Annotated in this window: 16 protein-coding genes; 5 read left to right on the top strand and 11 right to left on the bottom strand. The window is 65.8% G+C overall.

Going from position 1 to position 20,012, the window contains the following annotated elements:
* Nucleotides 1–10: 10 nt before the first annotated feature.
* The 7 genes from AC1DEZ_RS00600 to AC1DEZ_RS00570 all read right to left on the bottom strand — a co-directional run bounded on the left by AC1DEZ_RS00600 (nt 11) and on the right by AC1DEZ_RS00570 (nt 6,839).
* Nucleotides 11–370, bottom strand: coding sequence for an SUF system Fe-S cluster assembly protein (locus tag AC1DEZ_RS00600; RefSeq protein WP_441471087.1), 360 nt, complete (start codon nt 368–370; stop codon nt 11–13).
* Between the two features lie 58 nt (nt 371–428).
* Nucleotides 429–1,682: an aminotransferase class V-fold PLP-dependent enzyme gene (locus tag AC1DEZ_RS00595; protein ID WP_476778205.1), complete on the bottom strand. Its 1,254-nt coding sequence runs from the start codon at nt 1,680–1,682 to the stop codon at nt 429–431.
* Between the two features lie 2 nt (nt 1,683–1,684).
* Nucleotides 1,685–1,891, bottom strand: a complete 207-nt coding sequence (locus tag AC1DEZ_RS00590) for a tautomerase family protein (RefSeq protein ID WP_400506761.1) — start codon at nt 1,889–1,891, stop codon at nt 1,685–1,687.
* Nucleotides 1,891–3,240 carry a Fe-S cluster assembly protein SufD gene (sufD, locus tag AC1DEZ_RS00585; RefSeq protein WP_476778204.1) on the bottom strand — a complete coding sequence of 450 codons (1,350 nt, stop codon included), beginning with the start codon at nt 3,238–3,240 and terminating at the stop codon, nt 1,891–1,893. The genes AC1DEZ_RS00590 and sufD overlap by 1 nt, the downstream gene beginning before the upstream one ends.
* Nucleotides 3,240–3,992 carry a Fe-S cluster assembly ATPase SufC gene (gene sufC / locus AC1DEZ_RS00580; protein ID WP_441513441.1) on the bottom strand — a complete coding sequence of 251 codons (753 nt, stop codon included), beginning with the start codon at nt 3,990–3,992 and terminating at the stop codon, nt 3,240–3,242. Before sufC ends, sufD begins: the two co-directional genes overlap by 1 nt.
* A gap of 109 nt (nt 3,993–4,101) precedes the next feature.
* Nucleotides 4,102–5,574, bottom strand: a complete 1,473-nt coding sequence (sufB, locus tag AC1DEZ_RS00575) for a Fe-S cluster assembly protein SufB (RefSeq protein WP_476778203.1) — start codon at nt 5,572–5,574, stop codon at nt 4,102–4,104.
* Nucleotides 5,575–5,633: 59 nt separating this feature from the next.
* Nucleotides 5,634–6,839: a cysteine desulfurase family protein gene (locus AC1DEZ_RS00570; protein ID WP_476778756.1), complete on the bottom strand. Its 1,206-nt coding sequence runs from the start codon at nt 6,837–6,839 to the stop codon at nt 5,634–5,636.
* Between the two features lie 293 nt (nt 6,840–7,132).
* On the opposite strand from AC1DEZ_RS00570, the gene AC1DEZ_RS00565 reads away from it, so the two are divergent.
* Nucleotides 7,133–7,804 (top strand): alpha/beta hydrolase, encoded by a 672-nt coding sequence (locus AC1DEZ_RS00565; protein WP_149129147.1) that lies wholly within the window; start codon nt 7,133–7,135, stop codon nt 7,802–7,804.
* A gap of 9 nt (nt 7,805–7,813) precedes the next feature.
* On the opposite strand, the gene gcvA is transcribed toward AC1DEZ_RS00565, so the two are convergent.
* A complete protein-coding gene (gene gcvA, locus AC1DEZ_RS00560; protein ID WP_476778202.1) occupies nt 7,814–8,761 on the bottom strand; it encodes a transcriptional regulator GcvA in 948 nt (315 codons plus the stop codon).
* A gap of 127 nt (nt 8,762–8,888) precedes the next feature.
* Between gcvA and AC1DEZ_RS00555 the strand changes: the two genes are divergently transcribed.
* Together AC1DEZ_RS00555 and tyrS are read left to right on the top strand one after the other, a co-directional pair.
* Nucleotides 8,889–9,116 carry a hypothetical protein gene (locus AC1DEZ_RS00555; protein ID WP_476778201.1) on the top strand — a complete coding sequence of 76 codons (228 nt, stop codon included), beginning with the start codon at nt 8,889–8,891 and terminating at the stop codon, nt 9,114–9,116.
* A 94-nt stretch (nt 9,117–9,210) separates the two neighbouring features.
* On the top strand, nt 9,211–10,464 hold the full coding sequence (gene tyrS / locus AC1DEZ_RS00550; protein WP_476778200.1) for a tyrosine--tRNA ligase: 1,254 nt from the start codon (nt 9,211–9,213) through the stop codon (nt 10,462–10,464).
* An 18-nt stretch (nt 10,465–10,482) separates the two neighbouring features.
* On the opposite strand, the gene AC1DEZ_RS00545 is transcribed toward tyrS, so the two are convergent.
* Entirely contained in the window at nt 10,483–13,917 is a 3,435-nt protein-coding gene (locus AC1DEZ_RS00545) for a hypothetical protein (RefSeq protein ID WP_476778199.1), read from the bottom strand.
* A 230-nt stretch (nt 13,918–14,147) separates the two neighbouring features.
* On the opposite strand from AC1DEZ_RS00545, the gene AC1DEZ_RS00540 reads away from it, so the two are divergent.
* Together AC1DEZ_RS00540 and AC1DEZ_RS00535 are read left to right on the top strand one after the other, a co-directional pair.
* Nucleotides 14,148–14,612 (top strand): peroxiredoxin, encoded by a 465-nt coding sequence (locus AC1DEZ_RS00540; protein WP_476778198.1) that lies wholly within the window; start codon nt 14,148–14,150, stop codon nt 14,610–14,612.
* Nucleotides 14,613–14,694: 82 nt separating this feature from the next.
* Nucleotides 14,695–16,002, top strand: coding sequence for a M23 family metallopeptidase (locus tag AC1DEZ_RS00535; protein ID WP_441513448.1), 1,308 nt, complete (start codon nt 14,695–14,697; stop codon nt 16,000–16,002).
* A gap of 66 nt (nt 16,003–16,068) precedes the next feature.
* On the opposite strand, the gene prfB is transcribed toward AC1DEZ_RS00535, so the two are convergent.
* Nucleotides 16,069–17,197 (bottom strand): peptide chain release factor 2 gene (gene prfB / locus AC1DEZ_RS00530; protein WP_441513449.1). Its coding sequence is split into 2 segments (ribosomal slippage): nt 16,069–17,127 and nt 17,129–17,197, totalling 1,128 coding nucleotides; the frame shifts between segments, so codons are not numbered across the junction.
* 165 nt (nt 17,198–17,362) lie between these two features.
* Nucleotides 17,363–19,810 (bottom strand): penicillin-binding protein 1A, encoded by a 2,448-nt coding sequence (locus tag AC1DEZ_RS00525; RefSeq protein WP_441513450.1) that lies wholly within the window; start codon nt 19,808–19,810, stop codon nt 17,363–17,365.
* Between the last annotated feature and the right edge of the window lie 202 nt (nt 19,811–20,012).

Below are 20,012 nucleotides of genomic sequence, written 5' to 3'. Positions count from 1 at the left end.
CCGGCGTTTTTCACCACATGTCGAGGGCGACGCGCGCCTCGTCGGACATACGCGACTGATCCCAGGGCGGGTCGAAGGTCATGTTGACCGTCACGCCCGCGATGCCCTGCACGGTACTGACAGCGTTCTCGACCCAGCCCGGCATCTCGCCGGCGACGGGGCAGCCCGGCGCGGTCAGCGTCATGTCGATGGTGACCTGGCGGTCATCGGCGATGTCGACGCGATAGATCAGGCCGAGCTCGTAGATGTCAGCCGGGATCTCGGGATCGTAGACCGTCTTCAGCGCCGCGACGATGTCGTCGGTCAGGCGGTCGATCTCCTCGGGCGGAAGCGACGTGCCGGAGCCGACCTGCGGCTCGTTCGGCTTCAGGCCGTCTTCCTTCAACGCGATGGGCTCGGAGGTGGCCAAGGCTCAAAATCCTCGATTATCAGGCAAAAAGGCTCTCCGCCTTCCGCAGGGCTTCCACCAGCTTGTCGACCTCTTCCAGCGTGTTGTAGAGGCCGAAGGAGGCGCGGCAGGTCGATGTCACCCCATATCGTGCCAAAAGCGGCATGGCGCAATGGGTGCCGGCGCGAACTGCGACACCAGCGCGGTCGATCACCGTCGCGACGTCATGGGCATGGGCGCCCTTCATCTCGAAGGCGACGATCGCGCCCTTCTCCTTCGCTTTGCCGAAGATGCGGATGGAATTCATCTCACCGAGACGTTCCATCGCATAGGCGCCGAGCCTGGCCTCATGTGCCGCGATGTTCTCGCGGCCGAGCGCCATCATGTAGTCGAGCGCAGCGCCCAGCCCCACCGCCTCGACGATCGCCGGCGTGCCGGCCTCGAAGCGATGCGGCGGGTCGTTATAGGTCACCGCATCCTCAGTGACGGTGACGATCATCTCGCCGCCGCCTTCATAGGGCGGCAGCTTGTCGAGCCATTCCTTGCGGCCCCAGAGGATGCCGGAACCAGTCGGCCCATAGGTCTTGTGGCCGGTAAAGGCGTAGAAGTCGCAGCCCAGGGCCTGCACGTCGACCGGCAGATGAACCGCGCCCTGGCTGCCGTCGACGACGAGCGGAATGCCATGCGCCCGGCAGATCTTCGCGACCTCGGCGATCGGCACGATGGTCCCGGTCGCGTTCGACATATGCGTCAGCGCCACCACCTTCGTGCGCGGCGAGATCAGCTTCTCGAATTCCTCGATGAGGAAATTGCCGTCCTCGTCGATCGGTGCCCATTTCAACACGGCGCCGTGGCGCTCGCGCCAGTAATGCCAGGGCACGATGTTGGAATGGTGCTCGAGGATCGAGACGATGATCTCGTCGCCTTCGCCGAGGTCCAGATGGCGCCCGAGCGAGGATGCGACCGTGTTGAGTGCCCCGGTCGAGGAGCGCGTGAAGATGATCTCTTCGAGATGCCTGGCATTGAGGAAGCGACGGGCACTTTCGCGAGCTGCCTCATAGGCTTCGGTCGAAGCGTTCGCGAGATAGTGCAGCCCGCGATGAACATTGGAATAGTCCTCGCGCATCAGCTTTGTCATCGCCTCGATCACCACCTCGGGCTTCTGCGCCGAGGCGGCATTGTCGAGATAGACGAGCGGCTTGCCATAGACCTCGCGCGACAGGATCGGGAAATCCCGCCTGATGGTCTCGACGTCATAGGGCTTCAGCATGGGCTGGCCGGTAACCGCGTTCATCCTCACGCCTTTCCGGAACCGGGCTGCCGGTCGGCGACGAGCGCGCCGGCATGCCCCCAATCCTCCCGCTCAATCTCCTGGATCACAATATGGGTGTTCTGCGGGTTCTTGCCGAGAACCTTCACGAGCGTCTCGGTGAACTCCTTGACGATCTGCGCCTTCTGCTCGCGCGTCGCGCCCTTGGTGATCTGGAGATTGATGTAGGGCATCAGACGGTGCTCACCTCGGAAGCGGCCTCGCGGGCCTTGAGCCAGGATTCGACCTCGACCATCACCAGATCGCGCACGTTCTCGTCGGCGATGAATTCGGCCGCCTCGCCGGCGAAGGCCTGCAGCACCAGCGCCTCGGCCTGCGGCCGCGGCAGGCCGCGCGCCATCAGGTAGAAGAGCTGCTCGCCGTCGATCTGCGCGACCGTCGCGCCATGGCCGCAGACCACGTCGTCGGCGAAGATCTCGAGCTCCGGCTTGTTGAACATCGATGCGCCGTCATTCAGCAGAAGCGCGTTGCTCTTCATGCTGCCATCGGTCTTCTGCGCATGCTGGCGCACGATGACCTTGCCCTGGAAGACGCCGGTCGACTCGCCGCTCGCGATCGTCTTGAACAATTCGCGGCTGGTGCCGTGAGGCACTTCGTGGTCGACGATCAGCGTGACATCGGCATGCTCGGAACCGCGGAGCAGGTTGACGCCGCGCAGGCCGATCTCGCTGTGCTCGCCGGCATAGCGGACGAAATGCTGCTGGCGCAGCGTGCCCGCCTTGGCGACGAACGCGAAGGAATCGAACTTGGCATGAGCGCCGACGGTCGCGAGCAGGCTCTGCACCTGCACGCTTGCCGCCGACTGCCGCGTCACCACGCGGACATGCTGGATCTCGCTCTTGTCGCCGGTCTCGAAGACGATGGCGCCGTTGATCTGCTGTGCGGCGGAGCCCGCGGCTTCGCTGACTTCGACGATGGTGCCCTTGGCGCCCTTGCCGGCGAGCACGACCGAACGGTGGAACACCGCCCGCTCCTCCTCGCCCGAGGCGAGCGAGACGATCACGACGGGCCGCTCGAGCTCGACGCCATCGGCCAGCTCGACGAAGACGCCATCGCGCATCAGCGCCGTGTTGAGCATCAGGCCGGTGTCGTCATTGCCGACCGAGGGGCCAGCCAGAATGCCGGTCAGGTCCTCACGCGGCGAAACTAGCGCATCGGCAAGCGACTGCACCGAGACGCCTTCGGGGATCGCGTCGAGCGTGGACAGCTCCGGCGCAAAGGCACCGTCGACCAGCACGAGGCGCAGGCCGCCGAGCTTCAGCGCGGCCAGCCGCGCCTTGACCGCCTCGGTAGCGACCGCGCCGTCAGCGAGCGGACGCGCCTCGCGCAGCAGCGTGCGGAGGTCGGTATAGCGCCAGGATTCGAGCCGGCGATGCGGCAGGCCCTTGGCCTCGAAGCCGGCGAAGGCATCCTCGCGCAGCTTGCGCACGGCCGGGCCGCCCGGCAACTCAGCCTTGCTGTCCGCATATTGCTGGATCAGCGTCTGCTCGGCCGCCGTCTTCAGCGGGGTGACGATGGCCATTACGCCGCCTCCCCATAGGAGGCATAGCCGCTCTTCTCGAGCTCCAGCGCCAGCTCCTTGCCGCCGGTCCTCACGATCTTGCCCTGCGACATGACGTGGACGGTGTCCGGCACGATATGGTCGAGCAGGCGCTGATAATGGGTGATGACGAGGAAACCGCGGCTCTTGTCGCGGAGCGCGTTGACGCCCTCGGCGACGATCCGCAGCGCGTCGATGTCCAGGCCGGAATCGGTCTCGTCGAGGATGCACATCGACGGCGAAAGCAGAGCCATCTGAAGGATTTCCATGCGCTTCTTCTCACCACCGGAGAAGCCGACATTGAGCGGCCGGCGCAGCATGTCCTTGGCGATGCCGAGCTTGTCGGCGGCGGCGTTCACCTGCTTGATGAAGTCCGGCGTCAGCAGCTCGTCCTGCCCGCGCGCCTTGCGCTGGGCGTTCATCGCCGCCTTCAGGAAGGTCATGGTGGCGACGCCGGGGATCTCCAGCGGGTACTGGAAGGCGAGGAAGATGCCGGCAGCGGCGCGGGCATCGGCCTCCATCTCCAGCACGTTCTGGCCGTTGAGCAGGATCTCGCCGTCGAGAACCTCATAATCCTCCTTGCCGGCGATGACATAGGACAGGGTCGACTTGCCGGAGCCGTTCGGCCCCATGATGGCGGCGACCTCGCCGTCATTCACGGTGAGGTTGAGGCCATTGAGGATCTGCTTGTCCTCGTCGGCGATCTTGACGACCAGATTGCGGATTTCGAGCATGTTCAGAGTTCCATTCTGCAGGAGATGGTGGGGTCAAGCCCGGCCATGACGCGCTTCATCCTGGCGTCATGCCCGGGCTTGACCCGGGCATCTCGGAAACGACCGGGCGTCAGCCCACGGAGCCTTCAAGGGAAATGGTGATCAGCTTCTGCGCCTCGACGGCGAATTCCATCGGGAGCTGCTGCAGCACCTCCTTGACGAAGCCGTTGACGATGAGCGCCACCGCCTCCTCCTCGGAGAGACCGCGCTGCTGGCAGTAGAACATCTGGTCCTCGCCGATCTTCGAGGTGGTCGCCTCATGCTCGAAGATCGCGGTCGCGGTCTTGGCCTCGATATAGGGGATGGTGTGCGCGCCGCACTGGTCGCCGATCAGCAGCGAGTCGCAATTGGTGAAATTGCGCGCGCCGGTCGCCTTGCGGTGGGCCGAGACCATGCCGCGATAGGTCGAGTCCGACTTGCCGGCCGCGATGCCCTTGGCGATGATCTTGGAGGTCGTGTTCTTGCCGAGATGCAGCATCTTGGTGCCGCTATCGACCTGCTGTGCCCCGTTCGATACGGCGATCGAGTAGAACTCGCCGCGCGAGCCGTCGCCGCGCAGGATGCAGGACGGATATTTCCAGGTGATCGCCGATCCCGTCTCGACCTGCGTCCATGAGATCTTCGAGTTCTTGCCGCGGCAGTCGCCGCGCTTGGTCACGAAGTTGTAGATGCCGCCCTTGCCCTCGGCATCGCCCGGATACCAGTTCTGCACGGTTGAGTACTTGATCTCGGCATCATCAAGCGCGATCAACTCGACAACGGCAGCGTGGAGCTGGTTCTCGTCGCGCTTCGGCGCCGTGCAGCCTTCGAGATAGCTGACATAGGCGCCTTCGTCGGCGATGATCAGCGTGCGCTCGAACTGGCCGGTGTTCTGCTCGTTGATGCGGAAATAGGTCGACAGCTCCATCGGGCAGCGCACGCCCTTGGGGATGTAGACGAAGGAGCCGTCGGTGAAGACTGCGCTGTTGAGCGTGGCGAAGTAATTGTCCGTGACCGGCACAACGGTCGCGAGGTACTTCCTCACCAGCTCGGGATGCTCCTGGATCGCCTCCGAGATCGAGCAGAAGATCACGCCGGCCTTGGCGAGCTCCGCCTTGAAGGTCGTCACCACCGAAACGGAATCGAAGACAGCATCGACCGCGACGCGGTTCTCCGGCGCCACGCCGGCCAAGATCTCCTGCTCCCGGAGCGGAATGCCGAGCTTCTTATAGGCATCCAGAATCGCCGGATCGACCTCGTCGAGCGACTTCGGCGAAGCGCCCTTCTTCGGGGCGGCGTAGTAATAGAGATCCTGATAATTGATCGGCGGGTACTGCACACGCGACCAGACCGGCTCGGTCATGGTCTTCCAGCGGCGGAAGGCGTCCAGCCGCCATTCGAGCATCCATTCCGGCTCGTTCTTGCGCGCCGAGATGTAGCGGACGGTGTCCTCGGTGAGGCCCTTGGCCGGCTTTTCGACCTCGAGCTCCGTGACGAAGCCGTATTTGTACTCGGTCACGTCAATTGACTTGACCTGATCGATGGTCTCCTGGACCGCTGCCATGTTCAGTCTCCAGTGCGGGTTCAAGGGCCCGCCGGTTCAGTCTTCGTGTTGCGGAACGCTCAGGCGGCAGCCCGGGCGCTCCGATTTGTGTCCGCGGCCACGAGCTTGCCGTAGGCCGCGAGGAAAAGATCGATATCCGCCTCGCAGGTGGTCCATCCGAGCGAGGCCCGCAAGGCCCCGGCGCTCATGGCGGGGGCAACTTTCATCGCGTCGAGCACATGCGAGCGCTTGACCTTGCCCGAGGAGCAGGCCGAACCGGAGGATAGCGCTGCCCCCGCAAGATCGAGCTTGATCAGCAGCGTCTCTGCCTTGAGGCCCGGCGTCGCGAAGGCGCTGGTATTGGGCAGGCGTGGTGCCGCCTGGCCGAAGATCGCCGTCTCCGGCGAGAGAGTCGCAAGCCCCGCTTCCAGCCGGTCCCGCAGTTGCGCAAGCCGCTCCGCCTCCTCGGTCAGAAGCTCGCGCGCGACATCAGCCGCTGCGCCGAAGCCAATGATTCCCGGCAGGTTTTCAGTTCCCGCGCGCCAGCCTCGCTCTTGCCCGCCACCGCGCATCGGCTTGTCGGCAAGTTCGAGCGCGCCGGTGCGGAAGACGATCGCGCCGACACCCTTGGGCCCGCCGATCTTGTGTGCCGAGAGCGTCAGCACATCGGCGCCAAGCGTCGCGATGTCTATGGCGATCTTGCCCGCCGCTTGCACGGCGTCGCTGTGCAGCAGGCCGCCATGACGATGCACGATCTCGGCCGCCTGAGCGATCGGCTGGATGACGCCGGTTTCGTTGTTGGCGAGATGGATCGAGACGAGCGCGCGCGCGCCGGGATGATCCGCCACGAAGCGGGCGAGCCGTTCGTCGAGCCAGGCGAGATCGACCAGACCGTTCCCGTCGACCGGGATCGCCTCGACTGCCCCAGTGGCGAAACGGTGCCCCTCGCGCACGCAGGCGTGCTCGGTGGCGCTGTAGAGCAGCAGGGAGGCGGGCGTGCGAATGCAATCGCGCCCGCCGTCGCAATCCATCAGGCCAGGCGAAAGCACCGTGACATTGGCCTCGGTGCCGCCGCTGGTGAACACGATGTTCGAGGCCTTGGCACCGACGAGCGCAGCGACCTGCTCGCGCGCATGCTCCAGCGCGCCGCGCGCGGCGCGGCCTTCGCCATGGACGGAAGACGGATTGCCGGGCAGGGAAAGCGCATGCGCAACCGCCTCCACCACCTCCGGCCGGACCGGGGTTGTGGCGTTGTGGTCGAGATAGGCGCGTCCCGCCGTCACGATCCTGCTTGCTCCATCTTCGTCAATGCTCGGCTCGCCGATACGAAATGCTTGAAATTGCACCTGTGCGCCGTGCTATAGCCGCCCATCCGAACTGGCCGGAACGGTCGAAACGCGGTTCGCATGAGCGATCCACCGTTTTGTTCTCGACTTGTTCACGGCTGTTAGAACTATTCTAAGCGCTCTTCATCTAGGGCGCGCATGGTGGCGCCGTCAAGGGTGGCCGGGTTTCGAGCGGGCATGCGCCCGCTTTCTGCCCGCCTGCGCCGGCGTCCCCGACAGGAAGCGGTGAGACGATGCCAGAGGTGATTTTCAACGGGCCGGCAGGTCGGATCGAGGGCCGCTACCAGCCCGCCAAGAAGCGCGGCGCGCCGCTGGCGATCATCCTGCACCCGCACCCGCAATTCGGCGGGACGATGAACAACCAGATCGTCTACAACCTGTTCTACACCTTCGTGAACCGCGGCTTCTCGGCGCTGCGCTTCAACTTCCGCGGCGTCGGCCGCAGCCAGGGCCAGTTCGACCACGGTGCCGGCGAGCTTTCGGACGCCGCCGCCGCGCTCGACTGGATGCAGGCGCTCAACCCGGAGGCCAAGAGCTGCTGGATCGCCGGCGTCTCCTTCGGCGCCTGGATCGGCATGCAGCTGCTGATGCGCCGCCCGGAGATCGAGGGCTTCCTCTCGATCGCGGCGATGGCGAACCGCTACGACTTCTCGTTCCTCGCGCCCTGCCCGTCCTCGGGCCTGTTCGTCCATGGCTCGGAGGATCGCGTCGCCCCGGTCAAGGAAGTCATGGCGGTGATCGAGAAGGTGAAGACCCAGAAGGGCATCCAGATCGAGCATGCCGTGGTCGACGGCGCCAACCACTTCTTCGACGGCCGCGTCGAGCAGCTGATGGAGCAGGTCGGCGTCTATCTCGACCGCAAGGTCGGCCCCGAGATCCTCAAATCCGAGCAGGAACAGGCCTGACCCGGACGCTCAGACCGCCGGGACGGCAACGCCCCGGCTTCCGGCGAGAACGGGCAGCTTCATGCAGGCTGCCCGGGCTTCCCCGAGAACCCAGTCGCGGAACAGCCTGATCTTGCGCTCGCGCTGGCGCTCCTGCGGGTAGACGACCCAATAGGAACGCTCGTCGCGAACGGCATGGTCGATGGCGAAGACCAGCCGCCCGGCTGCGATATCGTAGGCGAAGAGTTCCGGTATCGCCATCGCGACACCATGCCCGCGCAGCGCCGCCTGAATGCTCATCGCCTGCATCTGCAGCGCCATCGTCGCGCGCCCACCGAGCTTGGGCACATCGACGCCGACGTCGGCGAACCAGCTCTTCCAGCAGATATCCATCGGACTCAGCATCGGCGCCCGCAGCAGGTCCCGAGGCTCGCGCAGCTGCAGCTGCTCGCGCAGCTCCGGCGTGCATAGCGGCGCGTAATGACAGGCAAACAGCCTTTCCGCCACGAGGCCGGGCCAATCCCCCAGCCCGTAGCGCAGCGCGACATCAACCGATTCCGTCGCAAAATTCACGAGGTGCTCTGTCGTTCCCACCCGCACCTCAAATTGCGGATTCTCGACCTGGAACTGGGCCAGGCGCGGCGACAGCCAGGTGATCGCCATGGTCTGCAGCGAGGAAATCGTCAGGACGGTCTGGTTCTGCTCGCAGATGTCGCGGAACACCGTTCCGATATCGGCGAGCGCCTTGCCTACTGGCCCGGCGAGCCGCTGGCCGATCGCGGTCAGCACGACCTGGCGCGGCTGACGCACGAAGAGCGGCGCCCCGACGCGGTCCTCCAGCAAACGGATCTGATAGCTCACCGCAGCCTGCGTCATCCCGAGTTCCTCGGCCGCGCGGGTGAAGTTCTGATGACGCGCCGCAGCCTCGAAGACGCGGACTGCTGCAAGGGGCGGAAGCTTCGGCGGTGGCGGTTGCACGGGCATATCGAAGCATAAGCCCTCTTTATGGCAGGTGACAATCTTCCGCTTTGTCGCCGCGTTCTGTCTGGCCCAGTTTCATCCGCACAAAGCGGGTGGCAGCGCTCGCCTCCGAGAGGATCACATCATGACCTGCGCCTCCCCTGCGGCGCCGCTGGAGACATCCGGCGGCTCGTCCCTTCTGCACGGCCTGTTCACGCTCTGGCAGCGCCACGCGGCCGGCATCCGCGCGCAGCACCGCCTGGCCGCACTTGACGATCGCGCGCTCCGCGAACTCGGCCTTCCGCGTGATGTCGTGGACCCGCCCCATCCACGAGACGCCATCGATCCGTGGCTCAATCGCATTCCGGGATAAGGTCGGGAGCGCATTCCCAGCAAAAGCGATTTCCACTTTTCGGCCCGATGCTCTAGACGACGGCGGAACGACCTCCATCAGATCGCAAGCCGCCATGACCACCTACAAGTCCGATTTCCTGCGCGTGCTCGACGAGCGCGGCCTCATCCATCAGGTCTCCAATGCGGAGGGCCTCGATGCTCTGTGCCGGCAGGGAACGCAGACGGCCTATGTCGGCTATGACGCGACCGCGACCAGCATTCATATCGGCAACCTGATCTCGCTGACGATGCTCTACTGGTTCCAGGAGACCGGCCACCGCCCGATCACGCTGATGGGCGGCGGCACCTCGATGGTCGGCGACCCCTCTTTCCGCGACGACCAGCGCAAGCTGCTGACGGTCGAGGAGATCGCGACCAATATCGACAGCATCAAGCGCGTCTTCGGCCGCATCCTGCGTTATGGCGACGGGCCGACCGACGCGATGATGGCCAACAATGCCGACTGGCTGCTGAAGCTGAACTATGTCGAGTTCCTGCGCGATGTCGGCCGGCATTTCTCGGTCAACCGCATGCTCTCATTCGACTCGGTGAAGCTCAGGCTCGACCGCGAGCAGTCGCTGTCCTTCCTCGAATTCAACTACATGATCATGCAGGGCTACGACTTCGTCGAGCTCAACCGCCGCTATGGCTGCCGCCTGCAGATGGGCGGCTCCGACCAGTGGGGCAACATCATCAACGGCGTCGATCTCTCGCACCGGATGGGCGGCCCGCAGCTCTATTGCCTGACGACGCCGCTGCTGACGACCTCTTCCGGCGCCAAGATGGGCAAGACCGCGAATGGCGCGGTCTGGCTCAATGCCGATGTCTTCAGCCCCTATGATTTCTGGCAGTATTTCCGCAACACCGAGGACGCCGATGTCGGCCGCTTCCTCAAGGTGTTCACTCGTCTGCCGATGGACGAGATCGCCAAGCTGGCCGCGCTCGGCGGCGCCGAGCTCAACGAAGCGAAGAAGATCCTCGCCACCGAGATCACCGCCATCGTTCACGGTCGCGAGGCCGCTGAAGCCGCTGCCGAGACGGCGCGCAGGACCTTCGAGGAAGGCGAAACGGCCGCCGACTTGCCGAGCGTGGCGATCCCGCGCGGCGAGATCGAGCCGGGACTGGGCGTGCTGACGGCCTTCGTCAAGGCTGGGCTCGTGCCTTCGACCGGCGAGGCCCGCCGCCAGGTGAAGGCCGGCGGCCTGCGCGTCAATGATGCGGTGGTGTCCGACGAGCGTGCGACGCTCGGCCTCGGCGATCTGTCCACGGATGGCGCGATCAAGCTCTCCTTCGGCAAGAAGAAGCACATCCTGCTGCGGCCCGAATAAGCCTCGGCAGCACTCCGCTCAGCGCGGCGGCGCCTGGCCCGGCTGGACCGGGCGCTGAGCCGGCGCGCCGCCGAGCGGATCGACGAAGCGACGCAGGATGCCCGGTGCGATCGCCGAGAGCGGATTGATCGTCATGGTCGGCGCGCTGGCCGGGCCCGAAATCCGGAAGTTCACCGCGAAGAGGCCGCCATACTGGCTGCCGCCGCCGAGCAAGGCGCCGACCACCGGCACCTGGGCGAAGGCGTTGTTGAAGGCATAACCCGGCACGAAGGTGCCGCCGATATCGACGCGGTCACGCCCGTAGTCGACATGGCCCTGCAAGGTGAAGCCGACCTGCTGGCCCCAGATCACCATCTCGGAAACGTCGAGCCGGCTGGTCGAGCGGGTGAATTCGGCCTTGAGCTTGGTGAAGGCGACCTCGGAGGTGTCGATACGCTGCTCCTCGGCGCGGTCCCCCGAGAAAGCGCTTGCGGATTGGGCACCGACCACGCGGCGCAGGGCCGGCTCGTCGCGCACGATGAAGTTCCGGAACATCAGATCGCCGCTCTGGCTTGGTCCCGCCCCCATGGTCAGGACGAGATCACCGCCATGGGCCCTGTTGTAGAGATCGAGGAAGCGCAGCAGCGAGCCGCCATTCTCGGATTGCACGACAAGGCGCTCACCCTGCCGGCCCTGGCGCGCCGTCACATCGGCCTTGCCGATCCGGCCCTGGAAGTTTGCCGTCCGGATCTCGCCGCCCCGCCTGGAAAGCTTGAGCGTGCCGTTGGTGATGGCCTCGTTGTTGAAGCCGGTCAGGATCGGCACGTCGAGGTCGACATCGTAGTCGCCATCCCTGGCTCCCGCCTTGTCCCCGCCTTTGGGCGATGGGACCGCGCCCTGGATATCCTTGATGAAGGGGCGCAGATCCGCGACGGCGCCGCGCACCGAGAGTTTGGTGACGTTGCCGTCCCGCCTCAGGTCGAGCTTCAGATTGTCGCCGGGAGAGAGACGGAACTGCGACAGGCTGGCGGCGTCGAGGCCGTTCTGTCTGTTCAGCTCGACGCGCCCCTTGATCAGGGCGGGCGCCGCATCGAGCGTAAAATCCTCCAGATCCGGCCCGTCAGCGTCGTTGACATAGAGGAAGCTCAGCTTGCCCGCGCGGCCGGCCGGCTTGCTCAGGCCGGGAACGACGCCATCGAGCGCCACCTTGGTCAGATCGATCTCGACGCGCGGCGGTCCATCGCCGCCCTTGCCGAGAACCTTCGTGACCTTCACGGGGAGCGTTCCCGAAATGCCGGAATCCGCGCCGAAGCCACGCCTCTGCCGGGCTGCTGCGTCGAGGTTGAGCTGGAGGGTGGCTTCGCCCTGCCCCTTGCCGCTCTGCTTCAGCTCGATGGTGGCCTTGTCGCCGCCGATGCGCGCATCGCCCTTCAGGGCCAGACCGTTGCGATCGACATTGACGGAAAGATTGCCGCCTTCGAGCCTCTCGCTGCCCAGGAGCGTATCCGAGCTGACATTCGTCAGCGTCCCTGTCGCGGCCACCGTAACCTCGTCCGGCTTCAGATCATTTGCGAGCGGCAGGCCGATGGTGACCTTGAGGTCGCTGGTGCCCTTGATGGCGCCAGGGTCGATCTGGCCCAGATTGAAATCCTTCAGCGACGGAAAGGCGAACAGCGCGGCCAGCGCATCCATCGAGCCCTGCGACCGGAAGCCGATCCGGGCCGGGGCCCGGTGCATCGCGTAGTCGGGCATGGCGAAGCTGCCTTCGCTGAGCAGCAGCTGCCGTCCGTTGCCAAGCTCGGCGGTGGCATTGCCGATCGCCAGCTGCACGGTCCGGCCCGTCACCTTTCCGGTGACGGTCGCGTCCGCCAGCGGCGGCAAGCCGGGATCGGGCAGATAGCGCACCTGGTCGGCATCGATCAGGACCGAAAGGGCGCCGTCCGGCAGACCATGGCCGCGGATCAGGCGGGCATGATCGGCCGCCGGCAGGTCGAGATCGACCGACAGCGACTTCATCCGGCCGGCTGCGAGCTGATGGTGCAAGGTCTGATGCACATGGGTCGAGGTGAATTCAGGCCAGATCGCGAGGAGCGCCCGCACGTCGGAATCACGCGCCTTGATCGTGAAGCGCTGCTGCGGGGATTCGCCCTGCTTCTGGACAAAGGCGGTCATGTCGACGGTCGCGGCAGGTCCGCGGATCGCCGCCTGCTCGATCGTCACCGTGGCGTTCGCCGGGTCGATTTTCAGCGCTGCCTTCAGGCTGTCGATGCGAACGGCAGGGTCCGTGGCATCGAGGCCAGCGAGCTGGCCCCCGGCATCGATAGCAGCGACCCAGGCCCCGTTGTCGGCGCGGAGCGAGCCGGTCCCGATCAACTGCGTCGCACCGGCCCTGAACTCGGCCTTGCGGATGTCGAGCTGCGTGAGGTCGGCGCCGCTCGCCAGTTCGAGATGGACGGAATCGACCGCCATCGGCGGCATCGGGCCATCCGGGAAACGCACCTGGCCGGCGCTGATATCGATCTGCGCGGTAATCGACTTGCGGCCATCCGGCGTCTGGCGGAGCGTCGCCTTGCCCTGGAGCGGCAGGCCTTCCAGGCTCACCCCGGTGCCCAGGGCCAGCGCCACGATCTCGGCCGGCTCGAAGCGCAGGATGTCGATGTCGGCTCGCTGCGTGCCGTCGGCCTCGGTCGACAGATCGACGGCGATGTCCTTCCAGCGCTGGCCGGTGCGTCCCTTCATGGTCAGGCGGGTTCCGCGCTCGCCGGTGCGGGTGAGCCTGATCTCGACATCCTCGAGGCCCGCCTTCTGACGACCGTCGGGATCGACGAGCGCCAGCCGGGCACCATTCATGCCGGCGGTCTCCAGCGAGCCCAGCAGCCCGTCGCCGCGCGCCAGCATCGAGATCGCCCCCATGATACCGGTGAAGGCGTTCCATTGCGCGGCATCCGGCAGCGCCGGCGTCGGCGGCGTCTCGGCGGGCGCCGCGTCGGCGTTGACGACGAGAACGCCTTCCTTGTTGACGCCGAGGCGGACATTGACGCCGCGCAGATCGACGGAAACCAGCCGGATATCGCCCTTGAGCAGCGCGAGGGGCTCATAGCCGAGAACGGCTTCAGGCGCGCGGATGATCGCGCCACTGGCATGCCGGAACAGGACCTGGCGAACCTTGAGCTGGGAATGGCCATCCGTCCGGCTGAGCTCCGCCGATGCAGCCTCGACCGTCCAGCCCGGCCCCAGCCGCTCCTCGATCGCCGCGGAGATGCGCCCCTCCAGCCCCGACAGCGGGATGATCCCGGTCGCCAGAAGCGTGACCGCTGCGCCCGCCAGAACCAGAATGGCCACCGTGATCGCGACGCAGATCGTCGCCAGCCCGGCTTTCGCGCCGCGCTTCACGATCTCGACCTCACAGGCTTCGCGTTCGGCCTGCGTTTCAGCACGCCGCGAAGCCGTGGCCCCTACTTCCTCATCCGCCAAGATGCGCGTGGTCCTTTTCGGCGCCGGGCATCGGCCTGCCGCAGAGTGCGTCTGTTCGCCTCTTGCCGCAATCCCGCCAGACGGCATGCATGTCGATGAGGCCAGACGAAGCGATTCGGCAATCCGGAAAGGACATGCCACTTGCTTCGCTGGCCGATAGTATCGCCGGCCTGCCTTATCGTGTTCGGCGGTCCATGCAGCGAGAAGGCGACAAAAGGAAGGCGACGGCCATGACATTGCAGGAAGGTAATCCGGCCCCCGATTTCAGGCTGCCGCGGGACGGTGGCGGCGAGATCAGCCTGTCGGAGCTGCGCGGCCGGAAGGTCGTGCTCTACGCCTATCCGAAAGACAACACCCCGGCCTGCACGCAGGAGGCGATCGCCTTCAACCGCCTGCGGCAGGCCTTCGCGGATTGCGGGACAGAGATTATCGGCGTGTCGCCGGATTCCGTGAAGCGTCACGGCAATTTCAAGCGCAAATATGAGCTGGACTTCGCTCTGCTGGCCGACGAGGAGCAGAAGCTCGCTTCCGCCTACGGCATCTGGGTCGAGAAGAGCCTATATGGCCTCAAATTCATGGGGATCGAACGGTCGACCTTCCTGATCGACGCCGAGGGCCGCCTTGCCCGGATCTGGCGCAAGGTCAAGGTCGCCGGCCATGCCGAGGACGTGCTGGCTGCAGCGCGGGACTTGTAAGCCGGCTGCGTCAGAATTTGCGAAAGATTAACCCTAACGATCTCTAATTGCGGCATCGGCAGCGTTCTTTCCGGTTCCGCGTATGCATCATCAGTCACAAACGGGCCCCGCTCTCTCGGCCGTCGGCCTGGTCACCCACAAGACCTACACGATCCGCCGCTCGACGATGCTCGCCGGGCTCGCCTGGCTCGCCCTCACCACGGCCTGCTCTGGCGGCGCCGCCTGGTACATCCTCAGCCGGGACGACCTCGCCGCCCGGCTGATAGCCCGCGAAACCACCCGCCAATACGCCTATGAAGACCGGATCGCGGCATTGCGCGCCGATATCGACCGTTATGCCAGCCGTGCCCTGCTCGACCAGGACGGCGTCGAATCACGAGTCGACGAGCTCGCGACCCGGCAGGCCGAACTCGAATCGCGCCAGTCTCTCGTCACCGCCCTCGCCGATTCGCTGCAATCGAACGGCCTCGCGCCGGCCGCGAAGCTGCCGCTGCGCGCGAACGTCATCAAGCCGGCCGAGCCGATCCGCGCTTCCGGCGTCACGAGTTTCGCGCCGATCATGCCGACCAAGCCGATGCCGGCCCCGGAAGCGCCGCCGCTGCGCGGCGCCGAGGCCAATGCCGCCGAGGGCTGGCAATCGGGCGAGGCGCCGGCCGAGCCGCCCGCCAAGCGCGTCGAAGCCACGCTGACCCGGCTCGACAAGGCCATGGCGAGCACGACCGAAGCCCAGATCGCCGCGCTGAAGGACATGGACGAAACACTGGCCGCGACCCAGAAGCGGCTCCGCACCGCGTTGGCGGAGACCGGCCTCGACGCCGAGCGCCTTTCGCCCCCGGGCAATGCAGGTGGTGTCGGCGGCCCCTTCGTCCCGGTCAAGCTCGACCCTGCCGCCGGCCCGTTCGAGGCGACGCTGACCGCATTGCAGCCGCGCATGGCCTCGGTCATGCGCCTGCGCGGCGTGATCGATCAGCTCCCCCTCGCCCGGCCGATGGCCGGCGACCACGATTTCACGTCGAACTTCGGATACCGGACCGACCCCTTCACCCGCGGGCTCGCCCTGCATACCGGAGTCGATTTCCGGGCCGAGACGGGAGCCTCGATCCTCGCCACCGCGCCCGGCAAGGTTGTCGCCGCCGAGTACAATGGCGGCTATGGCAACATGGTCGAAGTCGAGCACGCCAATGGTCTGAGCACGCGCTACGCCCATATGTCGGCGATCTCGGTCTCTGTCGGGCAAATCGTGAAGACCGGCTCGGTCCTCGGCCGCGTCGGTTCGACCGGCCGCTCGACCGGCCCGCATCTGCACTACGAGACCCGCATCAACGACGAGCCGGTCGATCCCACGCGCTTCCTGCGCGCCGGCGGCAAGCTCCTCGCCAACGCGCTCTGAGCCTCGGCCAAAACAGAAAAAGCCGCGCAGGTCGCGCGGCTTTTCTGTTTGGAAGCGGTGGATCGCTCAGTCGATGTCCTCGACCTCGACCTCGGTCCCGTAGACGCGCTGGGCCAGCGATGCCTCCATGAACGGGTCGAGATCGCCGTCGAGCACCGCGGAAGGGTCTGTCGAGGCCACTCCGGTGCGCAGATCCTTCACGAGCTGATAGGGCTGCAGCACATAGGATCGAATCTGATGGCCCCAGCCGATATCGGTCTTCGAGGCCTGCTCGGCATTGGCCTTCTCTTCGCGCTTCTTCAGCTCGACCTCGTAAAGCCGTGCGCGCAGCATGTCCCAGGCCTTGGCCCGGTTCTTGTGCTGCGAGCGCTCCTGCTGGCAGGAGACCGCGATCCCCGTCGGAAGATGCGTGATACGCACAGCCGAATCGGTCGTGTTGATGTGCTGCCCGCCCGCACCCTGCGCGCGATAGGTGTCGATCCGGCAGTCAGACTCCTTCACGTCGATGACGATGCGGTCGTCGACAACCGGATAGACCCAGACCGAGGCAAAGGAAGTCTGACGCCGCGCGTTCGAATCAAAGGGCGAGATGCGCACCAGCCGATGCACGCCGGATTCGGTCTTCAGCCAGCCATAGGCGTTATGCCCCTTGAACTGGAGCGTCGCCGACTTGATGCCGGCGGTGTCGCCGTCCTGATATTCGAGCGTCTCGACCTTGAACTTCCGCCGCTCGCCCCAGCGCCGATACATGCGCAGCAGCATCTCGGCCCAGTCCTGGCTCTCGGTACCGCCCGCGCCGGGATGGATCTCGATATAAGTGTCGAGCATATCCGCTTCGCCGGAGAGCAGCGTCTCGACCTGAAGGCGCGCCGCTTCGTCCTGAATGGCCTTGATCGCCTGCTCGCCCTCGGTGACGGTGGCCTCGTCCTCCTCCATCTCGCCAAGCTCGATCAGCGTGAGCGCGTCGTCGAGCTCGCGTTCGAGCTTGGTTATGCCCTCGATCTGGGTTTCCAGCGAGGTTCGCTCGCGCATCAGCTTCTGCGCGGCTTCGGCATCGTTCCAGAAATCGGGTCCCTCCGAGAGGGCGTTGAGTTCCGCTAGGCGGCGCTGGGCTTGATCCCAGTCAAAGATGCCTCCTCAGCAGTCCGATCGACTGCTTGGCGTTATCGAGTTGCGTCTGGATTTCGGGGCGCATGATTCCGTCGAAACGTCCTTGTGAGCTCTGTGTTCGAGCGTTGAGATAGGGGTGAAAGCCGCGGCTGTAAACGCCCGCCTTGGCCTGAACCTGCGAGGGCCAACGCAATCTCGAATAGCAAAATGCCCGGAGCAGAGCTCCGGGCACCGCAAAACGGTCGTTCGCTCAGTAGAGGCCGCCGGTTCCCGAACCGATGGCGCGGCCGCCGGCGCCGGGGCCGACGGAGAGCGGCGCGCTGCCGTCCCCCGCCGCACCGATCACGGAATAGCTGTCCGGCGGCGCGGTACCGGGCTTGAAGGCTTCGAGAATGCCGCCCTCGCCGCCAGCCCGCATGCCGGTCTTCGGATCGACGCGGATCAGCTTGATGCCGGCCGGCACGCGGAACGGCGTAGCCGGCTTGTCCTTCAGCGCGACCGTCATGAAGTCGCGGAAGATCGGCGCGGCATACTGGCCGGCGGTGGCGGAGGTGCCGAGCGACTTGGGCTTGTCGAAGCCCATATAGACGCCCACCGCAAGGTCCGGCGAGAAGCCGACGAACCAGACGTCCTTGGCGTCGTTGGTCGTGCCGGTCTTGCCGGCGAGCGGCTTGCCGACCGACTTGACCACCGTCGCCGTGCCGGCGTTGACCACGCCTTCGAGGATCGAGACCATCTGGTAGGCGGTCAGCGGATCGAGCACCTGCTCGCGGTTGTCGATCAGGCGCGGCTCCGACTGGTTTGCCCATTTGTCGGCGTTGCAGCCTTCGCAGACGCGCTGGTCATGGCGATAGATGGTCGTGCCCGTGCGGTCCTGGATGCGGTCGATCAGCGTCGGGCGGATGCGGCGGCCGCCATTGACGAGCATCGAATATCCCGCCGTCATGCGCATGACCGTGGTCTCGCCAGCGCCGAGGGCCATCGACAGCACGGGCTGCAGATCGTCATAGACGCCGAAGCGGCGGGCATATTCCGCGATCAGCGGCATGCCGACATCCTTGGCGAGGCGCACCGTCATCAGGTTCTTCGAGAACTGAATGCCGTAGCGCAGCGTGCGCGGGCCGGTGAACTTGCCGTCGTAGTTCTCCGGGCGCCACATGCCGAGACCCGGGCCCTGATCGATCTCGATCGGGGCGTCGAGCACGATGCTCGACGGGGTGTAGCCGTTGTCGAGCGCCGTCGCATAGACGAATGGCTTGAAGGAGGAGCCCGGCTGGCGCAGCGCCTGGGTCGCGCGATTGAACTCCGACTGGTCGTGCGAGAAGCCGCCGACCATGGCGAGCACGCGGCCCGAGAACGGGTCCATCACAACGATGGCGCCATTGACCTCGGGCAGCTGGCGCAGGCGCGCAAAGCCGGGCCGGCTTTCCATCGGCTCGACATAGACGACATCGCCGACGGAAACCGCCTGCGAGACGCGCGCACGGCGCGTCCACTTGATGCCATCGGCGGCAAGCGTGACGGTCTGGCGCTCCTTGTTGAGGTGGCCAGCATTGTCGCGCAGAGGATGCAGGCCGAGCTTGGCGCTGTCGCCATTGGACTCGAGCACGACCGCAAGCCGCCAGGGCGCGACGTCGCCGAGGACAGGCAGTTCGCCGATGGCGCCGCCCCAGTCCTTGCCGGTGTCGAGCTTCTGGATCGCGCCGCGCCAGCCGCGCGCCTCGTCGAAGCGCACGAGGCCATCGACAAGCGCCTTGCGCGCCATCAGCTGGGTCTTGGGATCGACGGTGGCGCGGACAGACAGGCCGCCCTCAAGCAGCTTCTTCTCGCCGTAGCGGTCCTGAAGCTCGCGCCGGATCTCCTCGGCGAAATAGCCGGCCGCGATCTGGTTCGGCGAAACCGCGCGCGGATTGACGCCGAGCGGCTGCTTCTTCGCCTCCTCGCCGACCTCACGCTTGACGTAGCCGTTCTCGACCATGCGGTCGATGACGTAGTTGCGGCGCTCGATCGCACGGTCGCGGTTGCGGAAGGGATGCAGATCGGAGGGCGCCTTCGGCAGGGCGGCGAGATAGGCCGCTTCCTGAAGGTTGAGCTCGTGGACCGATTTGCCGAAATAGTTCAGCGCGGCGGCGGCTATGCCATAGCTGCCCTGCCCCGGGGCCGGCGCGCCGAGATAGATCTCGTTCAGATAGAGCTCGAGAATCTTGTCCTTCGAATAGGTCGATTCGAGCTTCAGCGCGACGAGCGCCTCGCGGATCTTGCGCTCAATCGACTGCTCGGGGCTCAGGAAGAAGTTTTTCGCGACCTGCTGGGTGATGGTCGAGGCGCCCTGCGGCCGGCGATTGGCGCTGCGGTTGCGATAGTTGGAGATCGCGGCGCGGACGAGACCTTCGGGGTCGACGCCCATATGCTTGTAGAAATTCTTGTCCTCGGCCGAGATATAGGCGTCGACGACGAGCTTCGGCACAGCCTGGATCGGCAGGTACAGACGCCGCTCGCGGGCATATTCGGCGATCAGGCTGCCGTCACCCGCATGGACGCGCGTCATCACCGGCGGCTCGTAATTCCGAAGTTGGGCGTAGTCGGGCAGGTCCTGCGAATAATGCCAGATCAGGCCGCCGGCCAAGGCAGCAACGATCACGAAGGCGATCGCGCCGGCGGCGAACAACCATCCGAAGATTCGCAGAATGAACCGCATCTCAGGCCTTGGACCCCATCTCTGCCACCCGACGGGCGCCAAATCGGGGCGCGTCGCAAATCAGAGCTATAACATGACGTAGATGGCGGAACCGTGGCCTTGCGACCACATTCGGCATGATCCGACACTGGGTCGGAACGCAGCGGCACCACCGCGATACCGGAGCATCCAGCGCGGCTTCTCCGAATCGCCGCGACGCTCC

Source organism: Allobosea sp. 10L422, from assembly GCF_056395345.1.
The sequence above is the reverse complement of the archived record's forward strand: the minus strand, read 5'-3'. Positions and strand labels throughout refer to the sequence as shown.